Source organism: Rhodovulum sp. FJ3 (assembly GCF_032918305.1).
Lineage (GTDB): Bacteria > Pseudomonadota > Alphaproteobacteria > Rhodobacterales > Rhodobacteraceae > SAT37.
On record NZ_JAWJUU010000004.1, the window covers coordinates 20,626 to 45,241 of the forward strand.

General features: G+C 61.2%; 26 protein-coding genes. 18 read left to right on the top strand and 8 right to left on the bottom strand.

Annotated elements, in window-relative coordinates:
• Positions 1-58 precede the first annotated feature (58 nt).
• The 4 genes from R1W00_RS11820 (at position 59) to rnhA (ending at position 2,695) form a co-directional block, all read left to right on the top strand.
• The gene (locus R1W00_RS11820) at positions 59-616 is read left to right on the top strand and encodes an NYN domain-containing protein (RefSeq protein WP_317262954.1); all 558 of its coding nucleotides are present in this window, start codon (positions 59-61) and stop codon (positions 614-616) included.
• Positions 617-843: 227 nt separating this feature from the next.
• Positions 844-1,794 (top strand): 4-hydroxy-3-methylbut-2-enyl diphosphate reductase, encoded by a 951-nt coding sequence (gene ispH, locus R1W00_RS11825; RefSeq protein WP_317262955.1) that lies wholly within the window; start codon positions 844-846, stop codon positions 1,792-1,794.
• Positions 1,791-2,243 carry a DUF3429 domain-containing protein gene (locus R1W00_RS11830; RefSeq protein ID WP_317262956.1) on the top strand — a complete coding sequence of 151 codons (453 nt, stop codon included), beginning with the start codon at positions 1,791-1,793 and terminating at the stop codon, positions 2,241-2,243. Before ispH ends, R1W00_RS11830 begins: the two co-directional genes overlap by 4 nt.
• Positions 2,243-2,695 (top strand): ribonuclease HI, encoded by a 453-nt coding sequence (gene rnhA / locus R1W00_RS11835; RefSeq protein ID WP_317262957.1) that lies wholly within the window; start codon positions 2,243-2,245, stop codon positions 2,693-2,695. The genes R1W00_RS11830 and rnhA overlap by 1 nt, the downstream gene beginning before the upstream one ends.
• Before the next feature lie 54 nt (positions 2,696-2,749).
• Here the strand turns inward: rnhA and fmt are convergent, their stop codons facing one another.
• From fmt to def (R1W00_RS11850), 3 genes are read right to left on the bottom strand one after another with little or no spacing between them, the layout of a single operon-like run.
• Positions 2,750-3,649: a methionyl-tRNA formyltransferase gene (gene fmt, locus R1W00_RS11840; RefSeq protein ID WP_317262958.1), complete on the bottom strand. Its 900-nt coding sequence runs from the start codon at positions 3,647-3,649 to the stop codon at positions 2,750-2,752.
• Complete coding sequence (gene def / locus R1W00_RS11845) at positions 3,649-4,149, bottom strand: peptide deformylase (RefSeq protein ID WP_317262959.1); 501 nt, start codon at positions 4,147-4,149, stop codon at positions 3,649-3,651. Before def (R1W00_RS11845) ends, fmt begins: the two co-directional genes overlap by 1 nt.
• Positions 4,146-4,667 (bottom strand): peptide deformylase, encoded by a 522-nt coding sequence (gene def / locus R1W00_RS11850; RefSeq protein ID WP_317262960.1) that lies wholly within the window; start codon positions 4,665-4,667, stop codon positions 4,146-4,148. Before def (R1W00_RS11850) ends, def (R1W00_RS11845) begins: the two co-directional genes overlap by 4 nt.
• Before the next feature lie 90 nt (positions 4,668-4,757).
• On the opposite strand from def (R1W00_RS11850), the gene R1W00_RS11855 reads away from it, so the two are divergent.
• Complete coding sequence (locus R1W00_RS11855) at positions 4,758-5,930, top strand: MalY/PatB family protein (protein ID WP_317262961.1); 1,173 nt, start codon at positions 4,758-4,760, stop codon at positions 5,928-5,930.
• Between the two features lie 9 nt (positions 5,931-5,939).
• On the opposite strand, the gene R1W00_RS11860 is transcribed toward R1W00_RS11855, so the two are convergent.
• Positions 5,940-6,290 (bottom strand): hypothetical protein, encoded by a 351-nt coding sequence (locus tag R1W00_RS11860; RefSeq protein ID WP_317262962.1) that lies wholly within the window; start codon positions 6,288-6,290, stop codon positions 5,940-5,942.
• A 174-nt stretch (positions 6,291-6,464) separates the two neighbouring features.
• Here R1W00_RS11860 and R1W00_RS11865 point away from each other — a divergent pair, with 174 nt between their 5' ends.
• The 3 genes from R1W00_RS11865 (at position 6,465) to R1W00_RS11875 (ending at position 9,248) form a co-directional block, all read left to right on the top strand.
• Positions 6,465-7,439 carry a glutathione S-transferase family protein gene (locus tag R1W00_RS11865; protein ID WP_317262963.1) on the top strand — a complete coding sequence of 325 codons (975 nt, stop codon included), beginning with the start codon at positions 6,465-6,467 and terminating at the stop codon, positions 7,437-7,439.
• A gap of 73 nt (positions 7,440-7,512) precedes the next feature.
• Positions 7,513-8,685, top strand: a complete 1,173-nt coding sequence (locus R1W00_RS11870; protein WP_317262964.1) for a lytic murein transglycosylase — start codon at positions 7,513-7,515, stop codon at positions 8,683-8,685.
• Positions 8,682-9,248: a hypothetical protein gene (locus tag R1W00_RS11875; RefSeq protein ID WP_317262965.1), complete on the top strand. Its 567-nt coding sequence runs from the start codon at positions 8,682-8,684 to the stop codon at positions 9,246-9,248. Before R1W00_RS11870 ends, R1W00_RS11875 begins: the two co-directional genes overlap by 4 nt.
• Here R1W00_RS11875 and smc read toward each other — a convergent pair.
• A complete protein-coding gene (smc, locus tag R1W00_RS11880; protein WP_317262966.1) occupies positions 9,245-12,700 on the bottom strand; it encodes a chromosome segregation protein SMC in 3,456 nt (1,151 codons plus the stop codon). The two genes, R1W00_RS11875 and smc, sit on opposite strands and share 4 nt — an antisense overlap.
• A 192-nt stretch (positions 12,701-12,892) precedes the next feature.
• Between smc and R1W00_RS11885 the strand changes: the two genes are divergently transcribed.
• Entirely contained in the window at positions 12,893-13,351 is a 459-nt protein-coding gene (locus R1W00_RS11885; RefSeq protein WP_317262967.1) for a GNAT family N-acetyltransferase, read from the top strand.
• 10 nt (positions 13,352-13,361) lie between these two features.
• Here the strand turns inward: R1W00_RS11885 and R1W00_RS11890 are convergent, their stop codons facing one another.
• Positions 13,362-13,658 carry a hypothetical protein gene (locus R1W00_RS11890; protein ID WP_317262968.1) on the bottom strand — a complete coding sequence of 99 codons (297 nt, stop codon included), beginning with the start codon at positions 13,656-13,658 and terminating at the stop codon, positions 13,362-13,364.
• 118 nt (positions 13,659-13,776) lie between these two features.
• On the opposite strand from R1W00_RS11890, the gene R1W00_RS11895 reads away from it, so the two are divergent.
• From R1W00_RS11895 to R1W00_RS11905, 3 genes are all read left to right on the top strand, one after another.
• Entirely contained in the window at positions 13,777-14,991 is a 1,215-nt protein-coding gene (locus R1W00_RS11895; RefSeq protein WP_317262969.1) for a TsoY family (seleno)protein, read from the top strand.
• 228 nt (positions 14,992-15,219) lie between these two features.
• The gene (locus R1W00_RS11900) at positions 15,220-15,615 is read left to right on the top strand and encodes a GNAT family N-acetyltransferase (RefSeq protein WP_317262970.1); all 396 of its coding nucleotides are present in this window, start codon (positions 15,220-15,222) and stop codon (positions 15,613-15,615) included.
• Positions 15,616-15,675: 60 nt separating this feature from the next.
• Positions 15,676-16,224 carry an NAD(P)H-dependent oxidoreductase gene (locus tag R1W00_RS11905; RefSeq protein WP_317262971.1) on the top strand — a complete coding sequence of 183 codons (549 nt, stop codon included), beginning with the start codon at positions 15,676-15,678 and terminating at the stop codon, positions 16,222-16,224.
• Between the two features lie 4 nt (positions 16,225-16,228).
• Here the strand turns inward: R1W00_RS11905 and R1W00_RS11910 are convergent, their stop codons facing one another.
• Entirely contained in the window at positions 16,229-17,269 is a 1,041-nt protein-coding gene (locus R1W00_RS11910; RefSeq protein ID WP_317262972.1) for an FAD-binding oxidoreductase, read from the bottom strand.
• Between the two features lie 61 nt (positions 17,270-17,330).
• On the opposite strand from R1W00_RS11910, the gene mnmD reads away from it, so the two are divergent.
• On the top strand, positions 17,331-18,008 hold the full coding sequence (gene mnmD, locus R1W00_RS11915; protein ID WP_317262973.1) for a tRNA (5-methylaminomethyl-2-thiouridine)(34)-methyltransferase MnmD: 678 nt from the start codon (positions 17,331-17,333) through the stop codon (positions 18,006-18,008).
• The gene (locus R1W00_RS11920) at positions 18,005-18,871 is read left to right on the top strand and encodes a DMT family transporter (RefSeq protein WP_317262974.1); all 867 of its coding nucleotides are present in this window, start codon (positions 18,005-18,007) and stop codon (positions 18,869-18,871) included. Before mnmD ends, R1W00_RS11920 begins: the two co-directional genes overlap by 4 nt.
• On the opposite strand, the gene R1W00_RS11925 is transcribed toward R1W00_RS11920, so the two are convergent.
• The gene (locus R1W00_RS11925) at positions 18,872-20,803 is read right to left on the bottom strand and encodes a lytic transglycosylase domain-containing protein (protein ID WP_317262975.1); all 1,932 of its coding nucleotides are present in this window, start codon (positions 20,801-20,803) and stop codon (positions 18,872-18,874) included.
• Between the two features lie 155 nt (positions 20,804-20,958).
• Between R1W00_RS11925 and dapA the strand changes: the two genes are divergently transcribed.
• The 4 genes from dapA (at position 20,959) to R1W00_RS11945 (ending at position 24,480) form a co-directional block, all read left to right on the top strand.
• A complete protein-coding gene (gene dapA, locus R1W00_RS11930; protein ID WP_317262976.1) occupies positions 20,959-21,834 on the top strand; it encodes a 4-hydroxy-tetrahydrodipicolinate synthase in 876 nt (291 codons plus the stop codon).
• A gap of 79 nt (positions 21,835-21,913) precedes the next feature.
• Entirely contained in the window at positions 21,914-22,390 is a 477-nt protein-coding gene (gene smpB, locus R1W00_RS11935) for an SsrA-binding protein SmpB (RefSeq protein ID WP_317262977.1), read from the top strand.
• A gap of 60 nt (positions 22,391-22,450) precedes the next feature.
• A complete protein-coding gene (gene sseA, locus R1W00_RS11940; protein WP_317262978.1) occupies positions 22,451-23,302 on the top strand; it encodes a 3-mercaptopyruvate sulfurtransferase in 852 nt (283 codons plus the stop codon).
• Positions 23,299-24,480, top strand: a complete 1,182-nt coding sequence (locus R1W00_RS11945; protein ID WP_317262979.1) for an amino acid aminotransferase — start codon at positions 23,299-23,301, stop codon at positions 24,478-24,480. Before sseA ends, R1W00_RS11945 begins: the two co-directional genes overlap by 4 nt.
• Positions 24,481-24,616: the final 136 nt, after the last annotated feature.

The following is a 24,616-nucleotide window of genomic DNA, read 5'->3' on the forward strand; positions in this document are numbered from 1 at the left end:
TAAGCTTTTTGCGCCACCACTCACTCTGTAGCGGAACTATTTGTAGGAAGGATTTTCAATGTTCTACCGGGACGAACGTCTGGCATTGTTTATCGACGGCTCGAATTTGTATGCTGCTGCCAAGGCGTTAGGGTTCGACGTAGACTATAAACTGCTCCGCCAAGAGTTCATGCGTCGCGGTAAACTGTTGCGCGCCTTCTACTACACCGCGCTTCTGGAGAACGACGAATATTCGCCCATTCGACCGCTTGTCGACTGGTTGCACTACAACGGCTTTACCATGGTGACCAAGCCCGCCAAGGAATACACCGACGCGCAGGGCCGCCGCAAAGTCAAAGGAAATATGGACATCGAGCTGACCGTCGATGCGATGGAGCTAGCTCCGCATCTGGATCACATCGTGCTGTTCTCGGGCGACGGCGACTTCCGCCCGCTGGTCGAAAGCCTTCAGCGCAAGGGCGTGCGCGTCTCGGTCGTCTCAACCATCCGCAGTCAACCGCCGATGATCGCGGATGAGTTGCGCCGTCAGGCCGACAACTTCATCGAACTGTATGAACTCAAGGACGTGGTAGGCCGCCCGCCGCGTGAACCGCGTCCGGACGACAGTGACGACTAATTTAGAACCAAATGGTTAAAAATGGGCCTGCAGTTTTATTTGGAAACTGCGGGTCTTTTTATTTCGAATAATATGCGTTCCCAATTCTGTTGATGCCGCGAATTCTTTTGCGACCCAATTCCGGCCATCGCGACATTTCTCCCGAGGCCCCGGCCAGCACTGGCCAAACCGCGCGCCAAGGCCTATTTAGCAGCTAGACGACCATTCAAACGGATTCAGGCGCTGCGATGACCAAACCCGCATTGACATTACTGCTTGCCGCCCCACGCGGCTTCTGTGCGGGCGTCGACCGCGCCATCAAAATCGTAGAGATGGCCTTGGAAAAATGGGGGGCACCGGTCTATGTGCGCCACGAGATCGTCCACAACAAATTCGTCGTCGACGGCCTGCGCGACAAGGGCGCGGTGTTTGTCGAGGAACTGACCGAATGCCCCGACGACCGACCGGTGATCTTCTCGGCCCACGGCGTCCCGAAATCGGTCCCGGCCGAGGCCGAAAGCCGCCAGATGATCTATGTCGACGCCACCTGCCCCTTGGTCAGCAAGGTTCATATCGAGGCCGAGCGTCACAATGAGAACGGCCTGCAAATCGTGATGATCGGCCACAAGGGTCATCCTGAAACCATCGGCACAATGGGCCAACTGCCCGCCAATCGCGTGCTGCTGGTCGAGACGGTGAACGACGTCCAAGCGCTGGATGTGGCCGACCCTGACCGCCTTGCGTTTGTGACCCAAACGACCCTTTCGGTTGATGACACCAAGGACATCGTCGCAGCCCTGCAAACACGGTTTCCCAACATCGTCGGCCCGCATAAGGAAGACATCTGTTACGCAACAACCAACCGCCAGCACGCGGTCAAGGCCATCGCGCCGAAATGCGATGCCCTTTTGGTCGTGGGTGCGCCCAATTCGTCCAATTCCAAACGTCTGGTCGAGGTCGCGGCGAACAACGGCTGTGCCTACGCGCAACTGGTGCAACGGGCGACCGACATCGACTGGCGCGCTCTAGATGGCATCAAAACCATCGGCCTCACCGCCGGTGCATCCGCCCCCGATGTCCTGATCAACGAGGTCATCACCGCCTTTGCCGACCGGTTCGATCTAACCGTGGAACAGGTCGAAACAGCACAGGAAAACGTTGAGTTCAAGGTGCCGCGCGTTCTGCGGGAACCCGCATGATCCGCCGCATTCCGACAACGCCGTTCCTCCTCGGCCTCGCGGGACTGATCCCGTTTGTCTGGGGCGCTCTGACGCTTTATTGGGATGACGCGGCGGCCCTCGGCAATCACCTTTTCGGTGCGCGTTTCATCGGCCCCTTCATCCAAATCTATTACGGCTCGATTATCCTGTCGTTCATGTCCGGCGTCATCTGGGGCTTTGCCGCACGGGGCACCGGCCCTGTGGCAACCATGGGCTATGTCCTCTCCGTGATCCCCGCGCTCTGGGTCTTTTTCATGGTCGGCGGTGGCCCAATCAGCGCGATGACCTACCTCGCCTTCGGCTTTGCGGGCCTCCTTGGCATTGACTGGCTGATGTGGAAAAACGACCTGACCCCGCCGTGGTGGATGTCGCTGCGCATTCTGCTGACCTCCATCGTCCTTGCGTCCCTCATCGCCGGAATTCTCTAATGCCCGACCTTCACGCCTATACCGATGGCGCCTGCTCTGGAAACCCCGGCCCCGGCGGATGGGGTGTGCTACTGCGCGCCACCCAAGGCGATGAAATCCTGAAGGAAAAGGAACTCAGCGGCGGCGAACCCAACACCACAAACAACCAGATGGAACTGATGGCGGCCATCTCGGCGCTTGAGAGCCTGACCCGCCCCAGCCAGATCACCATCGTCACCGATAGCACCTATGTGAAAAACGGCGTGACCCAATGGATTCACGGCTGGAAGCGCAACGGCTGGAAAACCGCCGCGAAAAAGCCGGTGAAAAACGCCGACCTCTGGCAACGCCTAGACGCCGCGCAATCACGCCATTCGGTCACTTGGGAATGGGTCAAAGGCCACGCCGGACACCCCGAAAACGAACGCGCCGACGAACTGGCGCGCGCGGGCATGGCCCCTTTCAAATCCTGATTTCATCTTGGCATAAATACTCATGCCGCAGGCGCGGTTTCCCCGAAACCGCCCCTAGCCCAGCACGTCGGGCAATTCCATCCCGCGCAGGATCTCGCCCGCCGGCATCGCCTTTTTCCCCGACCGTTGGGCGCTCAGGACCTCAATTGCGCCGTCGCCACAGGCCACGGTGAACCCACCCAACACTTGCCCGGGTGTGCCCGAACCATCGACCACGCGCGAGGCCAATAGCTTGACCCGTTCACCCTCGATCTCGCACCACGCGCCAGGAAAGGGCGACAGGCCGCGTATCAATCGATCCACCTCGGCTGCTGGCTTACTCCAATCAATCCGCGCCTCGGCCTTGTCGATCTTGGCGGCATAGGTCACGCCATCCTCCGGCTGAATCTCGGGCGACAGATCCTCCAGTTGGGCCAAGGCATCCACAATCGCCGCTGCGCCCAGCGCGGACAGACGGTCGTGCAAGGCACCGGTGGTTTCCTCGTCCCCGATGCGCACCGCATGGCGCAGCAACACGGGACCCGTGTCCAGGCCGGCCTCCATCTGCATGATGCAGACACCGGTTTGTGCGTCCCCCGCCATGATCGCGCGATGGATCGGCGCCGCCCCGCGCCAGCGCGGCAGCAACGACGCGTGAATGTTCAGACAACCGCGCGCGGGCGCGTCCAAAATCGCTTGGGGCAGGATCAGACCATAGGCCACGACCACGGCCACATCCGCGTTCAACGCGGCAAAGGCCTCGCGCTCGGCCGCGTCTTTAAAGTTCAACGGATGGCGCACCGGCAGGCCCAGTTCTTCGGCACGGGCGTGGACGGGCGTCGGGCGCTCTTTCTTGCCACGACCGGCAGGACGGGGCGGTTGGGAATAGACACAGGCAATGTCATGGCCCGCCGCAACCAAGGCGTCCAGAACCGGAACCGAAAAATCGGGCGTGCCCATGAACACAACGCGCATCAGGTGATCCCCAGCTTGGCCGCCCGTTTCAACAGACGCTCGCGTTTCAGACGGGACAGGTTGTCGAAATACATCTTACCGTTCAAATGGTCGATCTGATGCTGAACCGAGGTGGCCCAGAGATTGACGAAATCCTGTTCGACCACTTCGCCCGCCTCATTAATAAACCGCACCGTCACCGCGCGGGGACGTTCGATCACCGCCGACAGGCCGGGTAGGTTCGGGCTGGCCTCTTCGTGCTCGCGCAGCTTGGCCGAGGCGTGCAGGATCTCGGGATTCGCCATGCGCACGGCCTGTCCCCGTTCGTCCGAGCAATCGACGACCGCCAGACGCTGCATCACGCCGATCTGTGGACCGGCAAGACCATAGCCCGGCATCGCGTCCATGGTTTCGACCATATCGTCCCAGATCGCGCGGATCTCATCCGTGATCGCCTCAACCGGTGCGGCGACGGTTTTCAGCCGCTTGTCCGGATAGGGAACAAAGGGGCGGACCGTCACGAGCGCGCCCGTTCGCGTTTCAGTTTCTGCATTTTGCGCGTGATCATCTGACGTTTCAGCGGTTTCAGATAATCAATGAACAGCTTGCCGTCCAAATGGTCGATCTCGTGCTGAACACAGGTGGCCCAGAGGCCCTTGAAATGCTCGGACTGCTGCGCGCCATCGCGGTCCAGCCACGTGACCTCAACCTCGGCGGGGCGGTCGACCTCGGCGTATTGCTCGGGGATCGAAAGACAGCCCTCTTCGTAGGTGCTCAGGTCTTCGGACGCCCATGTGATTTCGGGGTTGATCAGGACCAGCGGACGAGGCTCTTCGCCCTCTTCCTTGACGCAATCCATGACGATGATCCGCTCCATCACACCGATTTGAGGCGCGGCAAGCCCGATACCGGGTGCGTCATACATCGTTTCCAGCATATCGTCGGCCAGCTTGCGCAGACGATCGTTCACGTCTGTCACGGGCTCGGCCACCTTTTTCAGGCGGGGATCGGGATGGATCAGGATCGGTAAAATGCTCATGGCTATGCATTTAGGACAAGGGCGCGCGCGACGCAATCCGCTTGCGCATAGGGTCTGAGCGGCTAGTCTGCCCGAAAAAAGGAGACCACCATGAATTTCGACGAGGTCATTAATCGCTTTGGCACCCATTCGGTAAAATGGGACATGATGGAGCGCCTTTTTGGCGTCCCTGCCGAGGATGGCCTGTCGATGTGGGTGGCCGACATGGATTTCCGTCCGCCCGCCTGTGTGAGCGACGCGCTGCAGGGCATGGTTGATCACGGGGTGTTTGGCTATTTCGGCGATGATACGGCGTATAAGGACGCCATCGTCTGGTGGATGCAAACGCGCCACAACTGGACGGTCGATCCGAACTGGATTTTCACGACACATGGCTTGGTAAACGGCACCGGCATGTGCGTGGATGCCTATACCAATCCGGGCGACGGGGTGATTTTGACGACGCCGGTTTATCACGCCTTTGCCCGCGTGATCAAAGCTGCCGGTCGCCAGGTCGTGGAATGCGAACTGGCCCTTCAGGACGGGATGTACGCGTTGGATATCGACGCGTGGGACACCCAGATGACGGGCAACGAACGGATGTTCATCCTGTGCTCGCCCCACAACCCCGGTGGTCGTGTGTGGACACAGGACGAGTTGAAACAGATCGCGGATTTCTGTGTGCGTCACGACCTGATCTTGGTCAGCGACGAAATCCACCACGATCTGGTGTTTGCGGGGACAACGCATGTCCCGATGACCCTTGCCGCGCCCGAAATCATGGATCGTCTGGTGATGATGACCGCGACGACCAAGACCTTCAACATCGCGGGCAGCCATATCGGCAACGTCATCATCCCCGATGACAAGCTGCGCGCGGCATTCGGCGCACGGATGGGCGCACTGGGTCTGTCGCCGAATTCGTTCGGGCTGTTCATGGCCACGGCGGCCTATTCGCCGGGTGGCGCGGAATGGCTGGACGCGCTGATCCCTTATCTGGATCGCAACCGTCAGACATTCGATGCGGGAATTGCCGAAATCCCCGGCCTGCGGTCAATGCCGCTACAGGCGACCTATCTGTCGTGGGTGGATTTCACCGACACCGGCATGGCACCGGCCGAATTCAAGAAACGCGTGGAACAAGGCGCGCGCATCGCGGCAAACCACGGGGATTCGTTTGGCAAGGGCGGCGAGGATTTCCTGCGGTTCAACATCGCCATGCCCCACAGCCAGATCGAACAGGCCGTTCAGCGCCTGCAAGAGGCGTTCAGCGATCTGCAATAACGGCGGGCCCTACTGTTTCGGCAATAGGGCGACCGGCTCATCCGAACGACGTTCAAAATCGACTGGCGGGCGGTCGTTGGCCATTGTGCTGCGTTTGAATTCAAATACGACCTCATGCCCCTCTTGGGATGAGGCGACGATCAACGCCTGATACAGGTGCTTGCCGCCGTCATAGAGATCGACCAAGCCACGCAGGTTCGGCGCGGCCTCGGCATCCATCGCGAATCCGCTGTCCCATGAGCGCAGAATGGCAAAGCTTTCCTCGCCTACGCGGACGCGCAAACGGCTCTTCTTTTTCTGGGCCAGCTTGTGTGCGCGTTCCAATCCCTCGCGCACCTCTTTGGGCAAGTATTCAGACATGGCGTGCTCCTCTTGGCGTGTATTCCAAGCGCAAATCTTGGGCCAAGTCACCCGCCCAATTGAAAACGAACACTTTTTTGCGCCGTGCGTGACCGCATAGATACTGCGCGGGATTTTAGAATTCGAAAACCGGCACCTTGGCATTAGGTCTGTTGGCAACCAAAGGAGAGCACGATGGGCCAACTGATCGATGGAAAGTGGGACACCGCATGGTACGACACCAAGTCGACCGGTGGTAAATTCAAACGGACAACTGCGGGATTTCGCAACTGGATCACCCCTGACGGTGAACCGGGTTCAAGCGGGACGGGCGGCTTTCCCGCCGAAAGCGGCCGCTATCATCTCTATGTTTCCTATGCTTGTCCGTGGGCGCACCGCACCCTGATTTTCCGCGCGCTCAAGGGGCTAGAGGACCACATCACCGTGTCCGTCGTGCACCCCGACATGTTGGACGACGGGTGGACGTTCGAGACCGATTTCGCGGGCACAACCGGCGATGATCTGTTCGGCAAACCGTTCCTGCGCGACATCTACACACAGGCGCAACCGGACGTATCGGGCCGCGTCACCGTGCCGATCCTGTGGGACAAAAAGACCGGCCAGATCGTGTCGAATGAATCCTCGGAGATCATCCGCATGTTCAACTCGGCCTTTAACGACCTGACGGGCAATGACACGGACTATTATCCCGAAGACCTGCGCGAACAGATCGATGCGATCAACGCCCGCGTCTATGACGAGGTGAACAACGGCGTCTACAAATCGGGCTTTGCTACCACGCAAGAGGCCTATGATGAGGCGGTCGTGACCCTGTTCGATGCGCTGGATTGGCTAGAGGGCATCCTGTCCGAAAACCGCTATCTGACTGGTGATCGTTTGACCGAGGCTGATTGGCGCCTGTTCACCACGCTAGTGCGGTTCGACTTGGTCTATCACCTGCATTTCAAATGTAACCGCAAGCGGATCATCGACTATCCGAACCTATGGGCGTACACGCGCGAATTGTACCAAGTGGCAGGCGTTGCGAACACTGTTCACTTTGATCATATCGTGCGCCACTACCACTATAGCCACGACACGATTAACCCCAACCGGATCATCCCGATCAATCCGGTTCTGGATTGGGACGAACCGCACGGACGTGATTGAGGGCGCGCGCCATCCGGCTTGTCACACGGGCGACAGGTGATACTGTCGCCCCAGATTGATCCGGAGGTTTGTTATGCGGTCTGCTCTTGCGTTGGTGTTTTCCCTTTCCCTGTCCCTACCCGCCGCGGCGGCCACATGCGGCGGCTCGTTCAGCGGGTTTGTTAAGGACCTAAAGCAAGAGGCGATCACCAAGGGCCATGCCAAAGGCACGGTCGACAAGTTTTTTGCCAGTGTCGCGCAGGACAACGCGACCCTGCGCGCGGACCGCTCCCAAGGTGTGTTTCAGCTGGATTTCATCACCTTTTCGCGCCGCGTTATCAGCCAGAACCGCATCGACAACGGTCGCCGCAACGCCCAGAAATGGGATGCGGTGTTTGACCGGATCGAACGGGAATACGGCGTATCGCGCGGGGTTCTGTTGGCGTTCTGGGCACTGGAGACCGATTACGGCGCGGTTCAGGGTGACTTTAACACGCTGAATTCACTGGTGACTTTGTCCCATGATTGTCGCCGCCCAGAATTGTTCCGACCACAGGTTTTCGCCGCGCTAGAGCTCTACGAAAAGGGCGATTTCGATCCTGCGCGCACAACGGGTGCCTGGGCTGGTGAAATCGGCATGGTTCAAATGCTGCCCGGTGACATCCTTGAAAACGGGGTCGACGGCGACGGTGATGGCCATATCAGCCTCAAGACCTCACCCGCTGATGCGCTGGTGTCCGGTGCGAATATGCTGCGCGAACTCGGCTGGCGCGCGAACGAACCGTGGCTGCAGGAAATCGCGGTTCCGGCCGATCTGGACTGGTCTGAAACGGGACTGGATCACCAGAAAACCGTCGGTGAATGGGCCAAACTGGGCGTCAAGCCGCGCGCGGGAAGCCTTGGGAAGTCGAACCTGAAGGCCTCTGTCCTGTTGCCGATGGGGCGCAACGGTCCCGCGTTTCTGGCCTATCCGAATTTCGACGTCTATTTCGAGTGGAACAAAAGCTTTGTCTACGTGACCACCGCCGCCTATTTCGCGACCCGCCTTGAGGGCGGTCCGGTCTACACGGCGGGCAATCCGACACCGGGCCTGAGCGGCGATCAGATGAAGGCGCTGCAATCCAAACTACAGGCACGCGGTCATGACGTCGGTGGGGTCGACGGCATCCTTGGCGCCAAAACCCGAGAGGCCGTTCAAAAAGAACAGCTGCGTCTCGGCCTGCCCGCCGACGCGTGGCCGACCACCGAATTGCTGTCCAAACTGTGAGCCATCCCACCGGCGCATCCATGGCCGATCTCTTGGCCGTCGTTCCGGATATCCTGAACGCACCCAAGTCGGATGCGCCGATTTCGACCCTTTGCTATCGTGAGACCTTTGGCGCACGGACCTTTGTGGATGAGTTGTTGCTCAACGAAATGAACGGCGTTCACATGGATCGTTGGCAAGAACACGCGTGGTTGCGCCGTGACGATGGTACGCCCGATCCGCGAATTCAGGTGTCGATCCTGCCGCGCCGGACCTTTGACGCCGTGGTCGGTCGGCATGATGCCAGCGATCTGCACCCCGGTGACACGATCATTGCCGATATGAACATGACCGAGGCGAACCTGCCCACCGGTGCCTTGATCGGGGCGGGGACGGCGGTGTTGCGCGTCAGTGACGTGTTCAACGACGGCTGCGTGAAATGGCGCGCGCGATATGGCGATACGACCAAGGATTGGATCAATCTACCCGATCACATTCCCCTGCGCCTACGCGGTGTTCTTTGTGAGATCGTTCAAAGCGGCGCGGTCAAAATCACCGACCGGTTGGTCAAGCTGCCCGCCTAGGCGACCAACTGCTCTGCCTTCTTCAAGTCGACAGACACAAGCTGGCTAACCCCTTGTTCCTGCATGGTTACACCGAACAGGCGGTCCATGCGGCTCATCGTAACGGCGTGGTGCGTGATGATCAGGAACCGCGTATCGGCGCGCCGCGTCATCTCATCCAGCAGGTCACAAAACCGCGTCACGTTCGCATCGTCCAAGGGCGCATCGACCTCGTCCAGAACACAGATCGGCGCGGGGTTGGCCAAGAACACCGCAAAGATCAGGGCCAGCGCCGTCAGGGTCTGTTCCCCCCCCGACAGCAGGCTGAGCGTGGCCAGCTTTTTGCCCGGCGGTTGGCACATGATTTCCAAACCGGCCTCCAGCGGGTCGTCGGACTCCACCAGGACCAGCTTGGCCTCACCCCCGCCGAACAGGTGCGTGAACAGCAGGGAAAAGTTGCTGTTCACCTGTTCAAATGCGGTCAGCAGGCGCTCCCGCCCTTCGCGGTTCAGGCTGGCGATACCGGTGCGCAGGGCCTTGATCGCCTCCTCAAGGTCCTCTTTTTCCGACACCAATGAATCATGTTCAGTCTGAACCTCTTTCGCGTCTTCTTCGGCGCGCAGGTTGACCGCGCCGAGGGCGTCGCGCTGTCGTTTCAGGCGGTTCACATCGTTTTCAATCGTGTCGGACGGCGGCATGTCGTCGGGCGTCACACCCAACTGTTCCAACAGGGCCTCAGGTTTGGTCTCAAGGTCCTCGGCAATCCGTTCCGCAGCTGCTGCAACGGTTTCACGGGCCGCCTCGACGCGCGCCTCGGCGCGCGCGCGGGCCTCACGGGCCTCGGACGCATTGCGTTCCAGATCACGCTCAGACTGTTCAATGGTGCGCAGGTGCGTTTCCGCCTCGGCCAGTTTATCTGCGGCCGCACGGCGACGGGTTTCGGCTGTCTCAATCGCCTCGGCCAGTTCTTCGCGTTTTTCGGCGATCTCGGCAGGGCGCTCCATCGCGTCGCGCAATTCTTCTTGGGATTGCTCGCGGCGTTCTGACAGCTCACCAATCCGCTTGCCTGCCGTGTCCAACCGGTGGCGCCAACCGCTCAGTTCCTTGATCACTTCTTGGCGGCGGCGGGTGCGGGCATCGCCCTCACGGCGCAACTCATCATGGGCCGAGCGTTTCGCCATCATGGTCATGCGCGCGGCCTCAACCGTCATGCGCACATCCTCTACCCGCGCGCGGGCCCCTTCGAGGTCATCAAGGTCTTCAATCGCCTCTCGCGCCTCGGAAAGACGTTCGCGGGCCAACATCGCCTCGTCCTCATGACGTTTGACGGCCAAATCCGCGCTCTCCAACTTGCTTGCCGCGATGGATTTCTCGGCCTCGGCGCGGGACAGGGCGCGACCCGCATCGGCCACCAAACGATCCGCGTCCCGCCGCGCCTGACGGGCAAGGCGATCGGCCTCGGTCAAATCGGCTAGACGCTGTTTCAGCATCTCATGCGCTTTGGCGGCCCCTTGGGCGCGCGCGTTCGCCTGTTCCAGATCCTGTTTCAGCTCCCCCAAGCGGTTCAACTGTTGCAGGCGCAGGGCGGCGGCGGACGGCGCATCCTCGGCCCCCGTGCGATACCCGTCCCAGCGCCACAAATCCCCGTCCAGCGAGACCAACCGCTGACCTGGTTTCAACTGGGACTGCAGGGCGTTGCCATCGGCGGCGGACACCACGCCGATCTGATTCATACGGCGGTTCATCAACACCGTGCCAGACACATGATCGGACAGGGGTTCCGCCCCTGCGGGCAGGTCATAGCTTTCGTTATAACGCGCCAGATTGACCCAACCGGACGCCTCGACGCCATCGACCTCGGGCGCGCGCAGATCATCACCCAGCGCCGCGCCCAGCGCCTTTTCATACCCCGGATGGACGTGCAGATCGTCCAGAACCTGACCGTCTTCAACCGTGTCACGTTCAACCAGACGGGCAAGCGCGCCCGCCTCGGCGCGCAGGGCGCTGGCCTCTCCTTCGGCCTCGGAATGTTCGGCGCGGGCGTCTGATTCACGCTGTTGCGCCTCGGCGCGGGCATCATCGGCGGCGGCCAATGCCTCTTCGGCGGACTCGGCGGTGGCCGATGCGGTCTCCAGCTCTTCCTGAGCGACCTCAAGCGTCTCCGCCGCCTCTTCCAACGCCTCACGCGCGGCCGCCACAGCGTTGCGGGCGACCTCGGCCTCGGCGTCATGTTTGGCCACGGTTTTCGCCGCGTCCTCCATCATCCGGTTCGCAGATTGGTGCCGCGCGGCCAGACGGGCCACATCCTCGGTCAGTTGCGACAGAGCGGATTCGCGGTCTTGCAACACGGCGGCAGCATCCTGTGCGGCCTCCAACGCGGCCTCAAGCGAGTCGTCGAACCCGTCGCCCGCCTTGGACAGCTGATCCTGCTCCCACTCCAGACGTTCGATCGTTTCACCCGCATCGCGGTTCAGGCCGGATTCTCGGTCGATATCGAGGCCCAGTTGTTCGATCCGTGCATTCAGCGTCTGGATTGCCGCGCGCGCCTGTTCCTCTTGGTCGGACAGGGCGTCACGCTCGACGATCAGGCGTTGCAGGATCGCGGCGGCAATCGCTTCTTCTTCACGCAAGGGGGGCAGGATCGTTTCGGCCTCGGTCCGCGCCTCGGCGGCCTTGCGGGCATTCGCCTCGGCCTGCGCGGCGGTTTTCACCTGTTCCGTCAGGTCCTGTTCGGTCTTAAGACGCGTCTCATCCGCCTCTTTCCAACGGCGATACAGCAGCATGCCCTCGGACTGGCGCAGGTCCTCGCCAATCTGGCGATAACGTGCGGCCTGACGGGCCTGACGGGCCAGTTGCGACAGCTGGCTGGCCAGTTGTTCGATGACATCATCCACGCGGGCAAGGTTCGTCTCGGCGCCCTTCAGCTTGAGCTCGGCCTCATGGCGACGCTGATACAGGCCCGAGATACCGGCGGCCTCTTCCAGAATGCGGCGGCGCGCCTTGGGCTTGGCGTTGATCAGTTCCGAAATCTGACCCTGCCGCACCAGCGCGGGTGAATGCGCACCGGTCGAGGCATCCGCGAACAGCATCTGGATATCGCGCGCCCGCACATCCCGCGTGTTCGCCTTATAGGCCGATCCCGCATCCCGCGTGATCCGGCGCACGATTTCCAACATGTCCTGATCGTTGAACCCCGGCGGCGCGACGCGGTCGGTGTTATCGATGGTCAAACAGACCTCGGCGAAGTTCCGCGCCGGACGGCTTGACGCGCCGGCAAAGATCACGTCCTCCATCCCGCTGCCGCGCATGGCGGTCGGGCGGTTTTCCCCCATGACCCAGCGCAGCGCCTCAAGCAGGTTGGATTTCCCACAGCCATTCGGCCCCACCACCCCGGTCAGGCCATCGGCAATGATCAGCTCTGTCGGATCGACAAAGCTTTTAAAGCCATTGAGTCTGAGGCGATTGAAACGCAAATCTGGGTCCTGTTTGATTCCTGTGGTGATAAATCCTTTGGCCGAACGGATAGTGAGTCAAGCACGCACCACCCGATGTGGCCCAAATAGGCGACTTATCCACAAGATATTGGTTCGCGCCGCAATATCACGGGGGCGATTGATTGACTTTGGCCCCCGATCACAGGCCAATTCCAGTGAAAGGAATCGACCGTGACCACCGAAATCACCCTAGAAAGCCCCGTTTCCCACAGTTCCCGCGCCCTGATTGACGGCAGCGAGGCCGCCCTGCGTGCCGTGTTTTCCGAAGACGAATGTTTCACCTTTTCGCCCGAGGAACTGGACAATGCGGACACCGATTTTTTGGTGGCGCGGCTGGATGGGCAACCGGTCGGCTGTGTGGCGTTGGTCGATATGGGCGGCTATGGTGAGGTTAAGCGCATGTTCGTCGACCCAGCCGCCCGTGGCCAAGGGATCGCGCAGGCCCTGATGGCCGCGCTTGAGACCCGCGCACGGGAGCGCGGCCTGAGCGATATCAAACTAGAAAGCGGCCCGCCCTTGGTCGCGGCATTGGCCCTTTACCGGTCGCTTGGATACGCGGAATGCGGCCCCTTTGGCGGGTATGAGGCGATTGAGGCCAGCGTGTTCATGCAGAAATCCCTGACCGCCTAGGCCCGCGCGTCTAGGTCGGGCAATGTACCTTGGCCGTGAGCAAGGCCGGATCGCCATCCAAACTGCCCGGAACGACCTCACAGCCCGTCGCAAGGGGAATCGCGGCAATCGCCCGCGCCATGATGCCCTTTGCATCACGGCCATATTCGATATTCGTGCGAATAACCTCGACCCGATCGCCCAATTGATAGACCGAAAACGTGCTTTGCTCGACCTGAACAACCGTTTTCGTTGCGCCCGCCATTGTGATGCTTGGGCTATCACAGGCCGCGCAAACCATTGCCAAAGTTAGAAAAAGATATCGCATGACGCCCCTGTTCGTTTTCGCACAGGGTCCCGCGCGGGGGTTAAGGTTCGGTTAATAGTTGTATTCATAATTTTGCATATGTATATGTATTCACATTGATGAATGTATGAGGTTCGATATGTCTCACTCCCCCGCACAGACACCCCGCCAATACGCGCCCCTGTATTTTCTGGCTTCGGTCGGTTCCGGGGGCTTGGTCGTTACCTTTTTCATGTACCTGATGTTCTGGGTGAAACACCCCGGTCAGCCCGTTCCGGTGTTCGAGGACATCCTGCGGGCGCTGAATGGTGGTTCGCCTTGGCAGACCGCCGCGATCATCGCCGCCTATGCCGGCATCGCGTTCTTTGGGTTTCAAAACCTGAAATCCCTGTTCTGGAACATCGGGCAATACCGCGCGTTCCGTCAGACAGCCGCCTATGACCAACTGCGTCAAACCAACGCCGAAACCCAACTTCTGGCGATGCCTCTGGCGCTTGCCATGGGGATCAACGTGGCCTTCATCATCGGGTTGGTCTTCGTGCCGCAGCTGTGGCTGATCGTGGAATACATGTTCCCCGTTGCGATGATTGCCTTCCTGATCGTTGGCGCGATGGCGTTCCGGTTGATCGGCGATTTCCTTGGCCGCGTTCTGACCAAGGGGGGCGTGTTCGACATGACTGCGCATAACTCGTTTGCCCAGCTGTTGCCCGCCTTTGCCCTGTCCATGGTGGCCGTTGGCCTTGCCGCCCCCGCCGCGATGAGCACCACGCCCCAAGTCGTCGCGATCAGCATCCTGCTGTCGACCTTCTTTGGGATTGCGGCGCTGGTCTATGCGGTAGTTGCTGCGATCACCGGTTTTGCCTCGATGCTGCAACACGGGACCGCACGTGAATCCGGCCCGACCCTGATGATCGTTATCCCGATCCTGACGGTTCTGTCGATCATGGTCCTGCGTCAGGATCACGGCATGCACACCACGTTCGACGGCCATTCGACCCCGATCGACACGCTGATGTTCCTGACCAAGGTTCTGAGCATTCAGTTGGTTTTCCTCGGGCTGGGCCTGCTGGTTCTGGGCCGCCAAGGCTATAGCGCACAGTACATCAGCGGCCCCGATAAATCGGCCGGCTCCTACGCCCTGATCTGTCCCGGTGTGGCCCTGTCGGTTCTGCTGCACTTTTGGATCAACAAGGGTCTGGTGGCCACCGGTACAATCGCGAAATTCGGCGTCGCCTATTGGGGCCTCAGCGCCCTCGCCTTGATCGCCCAATTCGCGATGATCGTTCTGGTCCTGCGCCTGAACCGCAAACACTTTGGGTCCACGCCCGCCCCCCATTCGGTTCCGGCCGAATAACCCCCTGCCCCGGCCCCAATCCCGAAAGGGGCAGGATCCCCGCGCGGTCACCATCAGGTGGCCGCGCATTTTTCAGGGCGTTTACGTCTCATGAATTGCCAAAGGTGGATAAGGCCTTGCCATCAGAAAAGAAGAGGCTAATCATTACCTTATATGAACCCACTACGCGTCAAAGACCCATACGACTGGTCAGCCCTCCTTCGGCTGATACGGACATCTTTTGCGTATATGGATGGGCGTATTGATCCCCCCAGTTCGATGCACCAACTGACGGTTGAAACCCTGAGGCAGACCGCAACCGAATGCGAGATTTGGGTGATCGAGGATCGCCGCACACCTGTCGCCTGTGTGTTTCTGACGCCCAAGGACAATATCCTGTATCTCGGCAAACTCGCCGTCGCCAGCACGCATCGCGGCCGTGGCTATGCCCGCGCCCTGATCGCCAAGGCCGAAGAGCGCGCCGCCAATCTGGGCCTGTCCGAGGTCGAATTGCACACCCGTGTGGAGCTATTCGAGAACCACACGACCTTTGCCGCGATGGGGTTCCTGCAGTGTGATGAGTTCACCCACGACGGGTTCGATCACCCGACCAGCATCGTTTTTCGCAAGAAGATCCCCGCCTAGGCGCGGTTGACGCCGGCAACCCTGACCATACATCACAATAGAACAACTATTGGACAAACGATGTCAGAGTCATTTTTGCTTGGAATTTCGGGCTCTTTGCGGGCCGGATCCTTTAACACGAAACTGGTGCATGAGGCGAAACGCCAATTCAACCCCGACCGGTTCGAATTCGCGAACCTGCGCCTGCCGCTTTATGATGGCGATCTGGAAGAGGCCGAGGGCATCCCGCCCGAGGTTCAGACCCTTGCCGATCAAATCGCTGCCGCTGATGCGGTGGTAATTTCGGGGCCCGAGTACAACAAATCCGTATCGGGCGTTCTAAAAAACGCGCTGGATTGGGTCAGCCGGACCGAGGGCAACCCGTGGGCCTCTAAACCCGTGGCGATTATGTCCGCCACGGGTGGCCGCGCGGGGGGTGAACGGACGCAATTTGCCCTGCGCCATTGTATGACGCCGTTCCGCCCGCATCTTTTGTACGGGCCCGAAGTTCTGGTCGGTCAGACCAGCCAGCAGTTCGATGAGGACGGCAACCTGACCAATGAGATCAACATGAAGGCGCTGAAATCCCTGATGACCGACCTGCGCAAGGCCGCGGGTCTACCGGTCTAGACGTTCAGAAATTCGCCTCGACCCGAAACGGGTCGGGGATCGTGTCATTGTCGTTCAGGATCAGATCGGCCATGACCGCCGCCACCTTGGGCGCCATGCCAAACCCGATCTTGAACCCGCCATTTGCGATGAACTGTCCCGGCTTGCCCGGATAGGGGCCGATCATGGGCGCACGGCTGCGCGCGCGGGGGCGGACACCGGCCCATGTGCGGATCACCTTGGCGTCGCGCAGGTCCGGCACCGCCGCACGGGCCCGCGCGATCAGATCCTCTACCAGTGCATCATTGCCCGTCGGATCAGTGAACTCGCGTTCCGACGTCGACCCGATGGCCAGCGTCCCATCGTAATGCGGGATGAAATGCAACGTGTCGGCAAACAGTTGCGGCATATCCCGTCGGTCAAACGCCAACAGGGCCGCCTGTCCCTTGACCCCTGCGCCCATCGAACGGGTGTGATTGGCGCTCAGATGCTCTAACCCCTCATACCCCGTGGCCCAAACTACCGCCGATCCCGGTGCCGCATCATGATCCCCGATCACAATCTCACCGCCCAGCGCACGGATCGCCGCCGCCAGTGCCGCACAGGCCCGCGCGGGGTAAAGACGCGCGCTCAGCGTGTCGTGGATCACCTTGCCCGTGGGGCTTGGCGGGGCCCAGTCCATATCCGCCGCATCCACCACGTGCCATTCCGCCAGCCCCTGCCACAGGGTGCGGGCGTTTTCGGCACGTTCCATCGCAAGGGTTAGGGCGTGCTCGTCTGCAATCGGCTGAACCCGCCCCGACCGTGCATAGCCTGCCGTTTCCCCGCCGATGCGTTCTACAGCGGCCCAGAAATCGGCCGCCATAATCAGGCTGTCGAATTGAAACGCCTTTTTCGGGTTCCAGTTTTCGGGCGTATGCGGGGCAAGCGCGCCGACGATCCCGCCGCTGGACCCTGCCCCCACGGCGCGGCGTTCGATCACGCGCACCTTGGCCCCGCGTCGCGCGCATTCAAACGCCACCGACAGGCCAAATGCCCCCGCCCCGAAAACCGTGATGTCCGCCATTGCCAATCCATTCTGTCGGGCGCATTGTCGCCCTGATCCACACATCGGTTTAGGACATCAGATGCCGAACGACCAGCACGCAAATCTGGACTGGCGGGATGAGGTTATCCCCGTATCGCGTCAGTTCGACGATCCGTATTTCTCGCTGGATAACGGGTTGGCGGAAACGCGGCATGTGTTTCTGGATGGCAATGATTTACGCACGCGCCTGCAGGACGGGTTTCACATCGCCGAACTGGGGTTTGGCACGGGTCTGAACATGCTGGCGACCGCGTTGCTGTGGGCCGAAATGGGCGCGCCGGGCACGGTGCATTTTACCAGCTTTGAGGCCTTTCCGATGCAGGCACCGGAAATCGAACGTGCCTTGCGCGCCTTTCCCGAGGCACAGGCGATTGCCGCGCCCTATCTGGACCAATGGGCGTCTGGCGCGCGGGAATTCGATTTTGCGGGGCTGCACGTGACCGTCGTGATTGGAGATGCGCGCGATACGCTACCTGCGCAGAACCTACAGGCGGATGCGTGGTTTCTGGACGGGTTTTCGCCCGCCAAAAACCCCGAGTTGTGGTCGCCCGAATTGATGGCCGCCGTCGGGGCCGCGACCGCGACGAATGGCACCTGCGCCACCTATACCGCCGCAGGGCATGTGCGCCGGTCCCTTACCGACGCGGGGTTTGAGATCACCCGCATCCCCGGCTTTGGCCGCAAACGTCACATGACCGTCGGAAAGAAACCCGCATGACCGATCAGAACACGCGCCTTGGCATCCTGTTGATGATCGGCACGACCTTTGTGTTTGCCATGCAGGACGGGTTATCGCGCCACCTTGCGGGGGCCTATAACGTGCAGATGGTGGTGATGGTGCGCTATTGGTTTTTTGCGGCCTTTGTCATCTTTGTGGGTGCGCGCAAGGCCGGCGGCATCCGCGCCGCCGCCGCGACGAAGCAACCGGTGTTACAGGCGTTTCGCGGGCTGCTGCTGGCGTTCGAGATTTGCGTGATGATCGCGGCCTTTGTCCTGCTCGGTCTGGTCGAGAGCCACGCGGTATTCGCCTGTTACCCCCTGATCATTGCCGCCCTATCGGGCCCCGTGTTGGGTGAACGGGTCGGCTGGCGACGCTGGGTCGCGATCGGGATCGGATTTATTGGCGTTCTGGTCATCCTGAACCCCGGCCACACGGTGTTTTCACCCGCCGCCCTTGTCCCGTTGTTGGCGGCGTCGATGTTCGCGCTCTATGGTCTGTTGACCCGCTATGTCGCGCGCCAAGACACCTCCGCGACCAGCTTTTTCTGGACCGGCACGATGGGCGCGGTAGCCTTGACCTGTATCGGTGTCTGGTATTGGGAACCGATGAGCGGCCAAGACTGGGCCCTGATGGGGGTTCTGTGCGTCACCGGCGCGTTGGGTCACTATATGCTGATCCGGTGCTATGAAGTCGCCGAGGCCAGCGCGGTCCAACCCTTTGCCTATCTGCAACTGGTGTTTGCCTCGGCCCTTGGCCTGACGGTGTTTGGCGAAACCCTGCGTCCCAATGTGGCCATCGGGGCGGCGATTGTGATTGGCGCGGGCCTGTTCACCCTGTTCCGTGAACGCAGACGCGCCTGATCACCGGCTGGTCAGATCGCCAAGGATGTCGAAATCCACCGGTTCCTGCGCCAGACGCGCGCGGTAAATGGCCAATGATTCCGACACACGCATCACATAGGTGCGGGTTTCCTCGAACGGGATCATTTCGACCCAATCTACAATATCGGTGCCCGCACTGCGCGGATCGCCATAATCCTCAATCCAACGCCGCGCCCGCGACGGCCCCGCGTTATAGGCGGCGGGGACAAGGGCGTAGTTCTCGCCAAATTCGTCGATCAGATCGGCCAGATAGCGCGCGCCCAGGCGGGCGTTATAGCGCGGATCGCTCAACAGCGCGGCGCCGGAATAGGCAATGTCCAGACTATTGGCGACGTCCTGCGCCGTGCCCGGCATCAATTGCATCAACCCGCGCGCCCCTGCGGGACTGGTGACATCATGGTCAAACTCGCTCTCTCGGCGCGCGATGGACAGGACAAGCGCGTCCGGCGCGGGATGCTCGGGGTCGATGATGTCGGTCACAGGGAAATAGGCCCGCGGCAGGATCGTACCGTTTGACGCCGCGATCTTGGCAATGCGCAGGGCGATATGTGGTTCGTTCAACTGAAACGCCAAACCAGCCAATTGCGCCTGACCGGTGGCATCAGCGCCCTCGGCCAGATGGGTCATGAACCATTCGGCAAGGTTCTGTTCGCCCGCTTGTAGGAAATAAAGGGCCGCGCGCAACACCGATCCCCCCGCGAAATCCGCACCGGTCCAATCCGGATAGACCTCGGTCCCGATAAGGGCGGGGTCCATCGGCACGCCCGCGCGTTGTGCGGCGAGTTGCCCGTAATAGGCCGTCTGATGCTCTGCCGCGCGGCGGTACGTGGCTAGGGCGGTGTCCTCGTCCCCTGCGGCCTCCTGCGCGCGGGCCTGCCAATAGAGGGCGCGCGAGGTGCTGATCGGGGTAGTGACCGCCGCCTCGACATTCTGGAAATGGGTCAGGGCGCGGGCGGGATCGTCCAGCTTGCGCAGGGCGATGAACCCCGACAGCCACTCCAGATCGGCATAGGTCGCGCCAGAGGTCATGAAATGGTTCGACGCCAGATCATAGGCCGCCTGCGCCTGATCATCGCGCAGCAACCGGCGGGCAAAAATCGTGCGCCACCGCCCCCAGCGCGCGGGCCGGCCCAGTGCCTCGGCGCTGGTGCTGCGTTCCTGCATGAGGGCCATCGCCTCATCCCCTCGGTCCTTTTGGATGCGCCAATTGAACCGCTCCCACGCCAGACCGCCGTCGTTTTGCAGGGCGGGCGGGATCGCCTCAATCAATGCGTCTACTCCGGGACCCTGTTTGCGCAACTCATGGCGCGCAACGGCAAGGGCACGGATGTCGTCCGGCACCAGATCGAACATCAGATCAATGGACTCAGCCGCCCCCTGCCACAGCATTTCGTCCATCCGCGTGACATGGTGATTGGCCAGAACGTGACCGAACCGGTCCATCAGGAACCCGTGGCCTGCGGAATCGAGCGGCAGGCTCATCCATGTCAGGACCGCCTGTGCCTCGGCCGCGTCGTTCTGACCGCTGGCCAATAGGGCCTGCACCAAATGCACCGCGCCATTTCCGGTTTCGGGCGGCGTGCCGTTGAACAGGGCCAGCACCGTCGCAGGTGAGGTATCAGCAGCTAGCGCGCCCTCGGCCCGTACGCGCACGCGGTCCATGCCCGGCCAATCGCCATTGCGCCCGATGAAATCGAGGTATTCCGACAGATCCCCCACACCCGCACGCAGGGCCCGCCATGTGACAATATCCTGAATGACCTGATCCTGTGTGGATGCCAGCGCCCGCGCCGTATTCCAGTCATCGGCGCGCACGGATTCCATGATGTCCACCAACAGCGGACGATCCTGCGCCATGGCCGGCTGAATGGCCAAAAACACACATAAAACGGGGTGTAGTAAGAATCGCATAGCGGTTTTCAAATCTCTGTTTGCCAAAAGACTAGCGCCCCCTTATCAGCCTGCAACACACGAACTTGGCAACGCAGACAGGGCCGTATAGGTTCCCGTCGCTTACCACGGGCGAGTCGTGCCCGATTATCGAACCATGAAGGAGGAAGCGTGTCATGATCAAAGGATCTCTGCCAGCACTGGTGACACCGTTTAAAGACGGTGCAGTGGATCGCGACGCGCTTAAGGCTCTGGTCGCGTGGCACATCGAGGAGGGCAGCCACGGCTTGGTCCCCGTCGGCACCACGGGCGAAAGCCCAACCCTAAGCCATGCCGAACACGAAATGGTCGTCGAAGAGGTCGTGCGCGCCGCCGATGGCCGCATTCCCGTCGTGGCCGGTGCGGGGTCGAACAACACGGTCGAAACCATCCGGTTCATGCAGCACGCCGAAAAGGTCGGTGCCGCCGCCGCACTGGTCGTGACGCCCTATTACAACAAACCGACGCAGGCCGGTCTGATCGCACATTTCACCGCTGCGCATGATTGCTGTGAGCTGCCGATCATCATCTACAACATCCCAGGCCGTTCGGCCGTGGACATGACGCCCGCCACCATGGGCGAACTGGCCAAACTGCCGCGCATCATCGGGGTCAAGGACGCCACCGGCGACCTTAGCCGCGTTCCGCAACAGCGGATCACCTGCGGCACGGATTTCCTACAGATCTCGGGCGAAGACGCTACTGCACTGGGCTATAACGCGCACGGCGGTGTCGGCTGTATCTCGGTCACCGCGAACGTCGCGCCGCGCCTTTGTGCGCAATTCCAAGAGGCGACCCTTGCCGGGGATTACAAAACCGCGCTGGAACTGTCGGACAAGCTGATGCCGCTGCATATGGCGATCTTCCTCGAACCGGGTGTAGCCGGAGCCAAATACGCCCTGTCCCGTCTGGGCAAATGTGGCGAAGAGGTCCGCTCGCCCCTGACCAACGTCACGCAAGCCACACGCGACCAGATCGACGCCGCGCTGCGCCACGCTGGTCTGCTCAATTAACAAACGGTAACGGGCGGGGCGCGGAAATCGCGCCCTTTCCCTTTCGGCCCGACCCAATCGGCCCTATATTCCCAGAACTATGGCAAAACCCAAATCCGACCCGAACTATAAGGTGATCGCCGAAAACCGGCGTGCCCGCTATGATTACGCAATTGAGGAAGACCTCGAATGCGGGATCATTCTGCAAGGGTCCGAAGTCAAATCCCTGCGGGACAACCCGTCCAACATCGCCGAGAGCTATGCCTCGGTCGAGGATGGTGAACTGTGGCTGATCAACAGCTATATCGCGCCCTATGAACAGGCGAAAACATGGGGCCACGAGGAACGGCGTAAGCGCAAGCTGTTGGTCTCGCGCAAGGAACTGGCGCGCCTGTGGGCCGATACGCAACGCAAAGGCATGACCCTTGTCCCGCTGGTTCTGTACTTCAACCACAAGGGCATCGCGAAACTGAAAATCGGGATCGCCAAGGGCAAAAAGGTCGCCGACAAGCGCGCAACCGAGGCCAAGCGCGACTGGAACCGCCAGAAACAGCGACTGCTGCGTCACAACAGCTGACCCTTGCCTGATCGCCCCTGCCGTTTTATCCAAGTCACAGCAAAACCGCAGGAGATTTTGATGAGCACGGACGACCCCAAAACCTTGGTCTCGACCCAATGGCTGGCAGATCACCTGCAGAACCCCGACCTGCGCGTTCTGGACGCCTCGTGGTACATGCCCGACAGCGGTCGTAACCCGCGCGCGGAATACGACGCCGCGCACATCCCCGGCGCGCGGTTCTTTGATATCGACGATATTTCCGACCACCGCTCGGACCTGCCGCATATGGCACCGCCCGTCGAAAAATTCATGAGCCGCATGCGCGCCATGGGCGTCGGCGACGGCCATCAGGTTGTGGTCTACGACGGTGCGGGCCTGTTTTCCGCCGCCCGCGTGTGGTGGATGTTCCGCCTGATGGGCAAATTTGACGTGGCCGTTCTGGACGGCGGGTTCCCGAAATGGCAGGCCGAGGGTCGCCCGATCGAGGACCTTCCGCCCGTCGTCCGCGACCGCCACATGACGGTTCAACGTCAGAACCAGATGGTCAAGGACGTGACCCAAGTCGCCGCCGCATCCAAACTGCTGGATTATGAAATCATCGACGCCCGCGCCCCCGCTCGGTTCAAAGGCGAGGTCGAGGAACCCCGCCCCGGCCTGCGCTCGGGCCATATTCCGAATTCGAAAAACGTCCCCTTTGGCACCCTGCTGAACAAGGACGGCACGATGAAGTCCGAGGCCGACCTGCGCGCCGTATTCGACGCCGCCGGTGTGGACCTCGGCAAACCCGCCATCACCTCCTGCGGGTCGGGCGTGACCGCGGCAATCATCAACCTTGCCCTCGAACGTCTGGGCCGCGACAACCACGCGCTCTATGACGGGTCGTGGTCGGAATGGGGCATGTATGACGACCTCAAGGTCGCCAAGGGATGACACCCCTCTTTGACCGGCTGCAGGATCAGCCCGCAGATGCCATCATCGGGCTGATGCGGGCCTATGCCGCTGATCCGCGCCCAAGCAAAATCGACCTCGGCGTCGGCGTTTTCAAAACGCCCGAGGGCCTGACACCCATCCCCCGTGCCATCGCTGCGGCAGAACGGCGGGTCATGGACGCCCAGACCACCAAAACCTACACGGACCTCGCCGGCGACATTACCTTCCGTCGCGCCATGTCCGATCTGGTACTGGGCGCGGACTACGGCGAAACACCCGCCATCGGCACAGTCGGCGGAACGGGGGCGATGACGCTCGCGCTCGACCTCATCCGCGGTGCGGTGCCGACCGCCACGATTTGGGTGCCGACACCCACATGGCCCAACCACCTCGCGATCATCCGCCACCGTGGTCTGCCGCTGCGCCCCTACCGCTATGCCGAGAACGGCGTGCTGGACCTCGACGGGATGCTGGCGGACCTCTCCGAGATGAAAGAGGGCGACGCGATCATCCTGCACGGATGCTGTCACAATCCAACCGGCATCGACCCGACGCCGGAGGACTGGCGCACCATCGCCACCCTGATCGCCGAACGCGGCGCGACACCCGTTATTGACCTCGCGTATCAGGGGTTTGGCACCGACCTCGACACCGACGCCGCCGCAACGCGCCTGATTGCCAAAACCTGCCCCAACACTCTGATCGCGGCCAGTTGTTCCAAAAACTTCGGCCTGTATCGCGAACGCGCTGGCACTCTGATCGCCACCTGCCACGACACCACCACGCATGACCGCGTCCAAGGCACCCTGACCGCGCTCAATCGCCTGACCTATTCGTTTCCGCCCGATCACGGCGCACGTCTGGTCAGCACGGTCCTAACTAACCCCGACCTGCGCGCCGACTGGATCGCGGAACTGTCCGACATGCGCACGACGATCAACGACCTGCGCACTGCCCTCGCGGATGCCCTGCGTCTGGCCACCAATTCCGACCGGTTCGACGCCATCGCCACGCAAAGAGGTATGTTCTCGCGCCTTGGCCTCACACCAGACGACGTCGTCACCCTGCGCGAGCATCACGGCATTTATATGGTCGGCGACAGCCGGATCAACATCGCGGGCCTGACCCACGACACGATCCCCACCTGCGCCGCGGCGATCGCGAAAACCCTCCGCTGATCTTCATCTTGGCCTAAATACTCATGCCCCGCCGTCCACCCTTGGACCGCGGGGCATTTTCGTGTCCATCGATACCACAAACAAAAAGCCCGGGCGCGAACGCCCGGGCAAGTCATCTCAGACTAACTGGAAGGAA

Bases quoted from the DNA above. Each gene is read 5' to 3' on its own strand.
- R1W00_RS11820 (WP_317262954.1), top strand. From the start codon at position 59: ATGTTCTACCGGGACGAACGTCTGGCATTGTTTATCGACGGCTCGAAT.
- ispH (WP_317262955.1), top strand. From the start codon at position 844: ATGACCAAACCCGCATTGACATTACTGCTTGCCGCCCCACGCGGCTTC.
- R1W00_RS11830 (WP_317262956.1), top strand. From the start codon at position 1,791: ATGATCCGCCGCATTCCGACAACGCCGTTCCTCCTCGGCCTCGCGGGA.
- rnhA (WP_317262957.1), top strand. From the start codon at position 2,243: ATGCCCGACCTTCACGCCTATACCGATGGCGCCTGCTCTGGAAACCCC.
- fmt (WP_317262958.1), bottom strand. From the start codon at position 3,649: ATGCGCGTTGTGTTCATGGGCACGCCCGATTTTTCGGTTCCGGTTCTG.
- def (WP_317262960.1), bottom strand. From the start codon at position 4,667: ATGAGCATTTTACCGATCCTGATCCATCCCGATCCCCGCCTGAAAAAG.
- R1W00_RS11855 (WP_317262961.1), top strand. From the start codon at position 4,758: ATGAATTTCGACGAGGTCATTAATCGCTTTGGCACCCATTCGGTAAAA.
- R1W00_RS11860 (WP_317262962.1), bottom strand. From the start codon at position 6,290: ATGTCTGAATACTTGCCCAAAGAGGTGCGCGAGGGATTGGAACGCGCA.
- R1W00_RS11865 (WP_317262963.1), top strand. From the start codon at position 6,465: ATGGGCCAACTGATCGATGGAAAGTGGGACACCGCATGGTACGACACC.
- R1W00_RS11870 (WP_317262964.1), top strand. From the start codon at position 7,513: ATGCGGTCTGCTCTTGCGTTGGTGTTTTCCCTTTCCCTGTCCCTACCC.
- R1W00_RS11890 (WP_317262968.1), bottom strand. From the start codon at position 13,658: ATGCGATATCTTTTTCTAACTTTGGCAATGGTTTGCGCGGCCTGTGAT.
- R1W00_RS11895 (WP_317262969.1), top strand. From the start codon at position 13,777: ATGTCTCACTCCCCCGCACAGACACCCCGCCAATACGCGCCCCTGTAT.
- R1W00_RS11900 (WP_317262970.1), top strand. From the start codon at position 15,220: ATGGATGGGCGTATTGATCCCCCCAGTTCGATGCACCAACTGACGGTT.
- R1W00_RS11905 (WP_317262971.1), top strand. From the start codon at position 15,676: ATGTCAGAGTCATTTTTGCTTGGAATTTCGGGCTCTTTGCGGGCCGGA.
- R1W00_RS11910 (WP_317262972.1), bottom strand. From the start codon at position 17,269: ATGGCGGACATCACGGTTTTCGGGGCGGGGGCATTTGGCCTGTCGGTG.
- mnmD (WP_317262973.1), top strand. From the start codon at position 17,331: ATGCCGAACGACCAGCACGCAAATCTGGACTGGCGGGATGAGGTTATC.
- R1W00_RS11920 (WP_317262974.1), top strand. From the start codon at position 18,005: ATGACCGATCAGAACACGCGCCTTGGCATCCTGTTGATGATCGGCACG.
- R1W00_RS11925 (WP_317262975.1), bottom strand. From the start codon at position 20,803: ATGCGATTCTTACTACACCCCGTTTTATGTGTGTTTTTGGCCATTCAG.
- dapA (WP_317262976.1), top strand. From the start codon at position 20,959: ATGATCAAAGGATCTCTGCCAGCACTGGTGACACCGTTTAAAGACGGT.
- smpB (WP_317262977.1), top strand. From the start codon at position 21,914: ATGGCAAAACCCAAATCCGACCCGAACTATAAGGTGATCGCCGAAAAC.
- sseA (WP_317262978.1), top strand. From the start codon at position 22,451: ATGAGCACGGACGACCCCAAAACCTTGGTCTCGACCCAATGGCTGGCA.
- R1W00_RS11945 (WP_317262979.1), top strand. From the start codon at position 23,299: ATGACACCCCTCTTTGACCGGCTGCAGGATCAGCCCGCAGATGCCATC.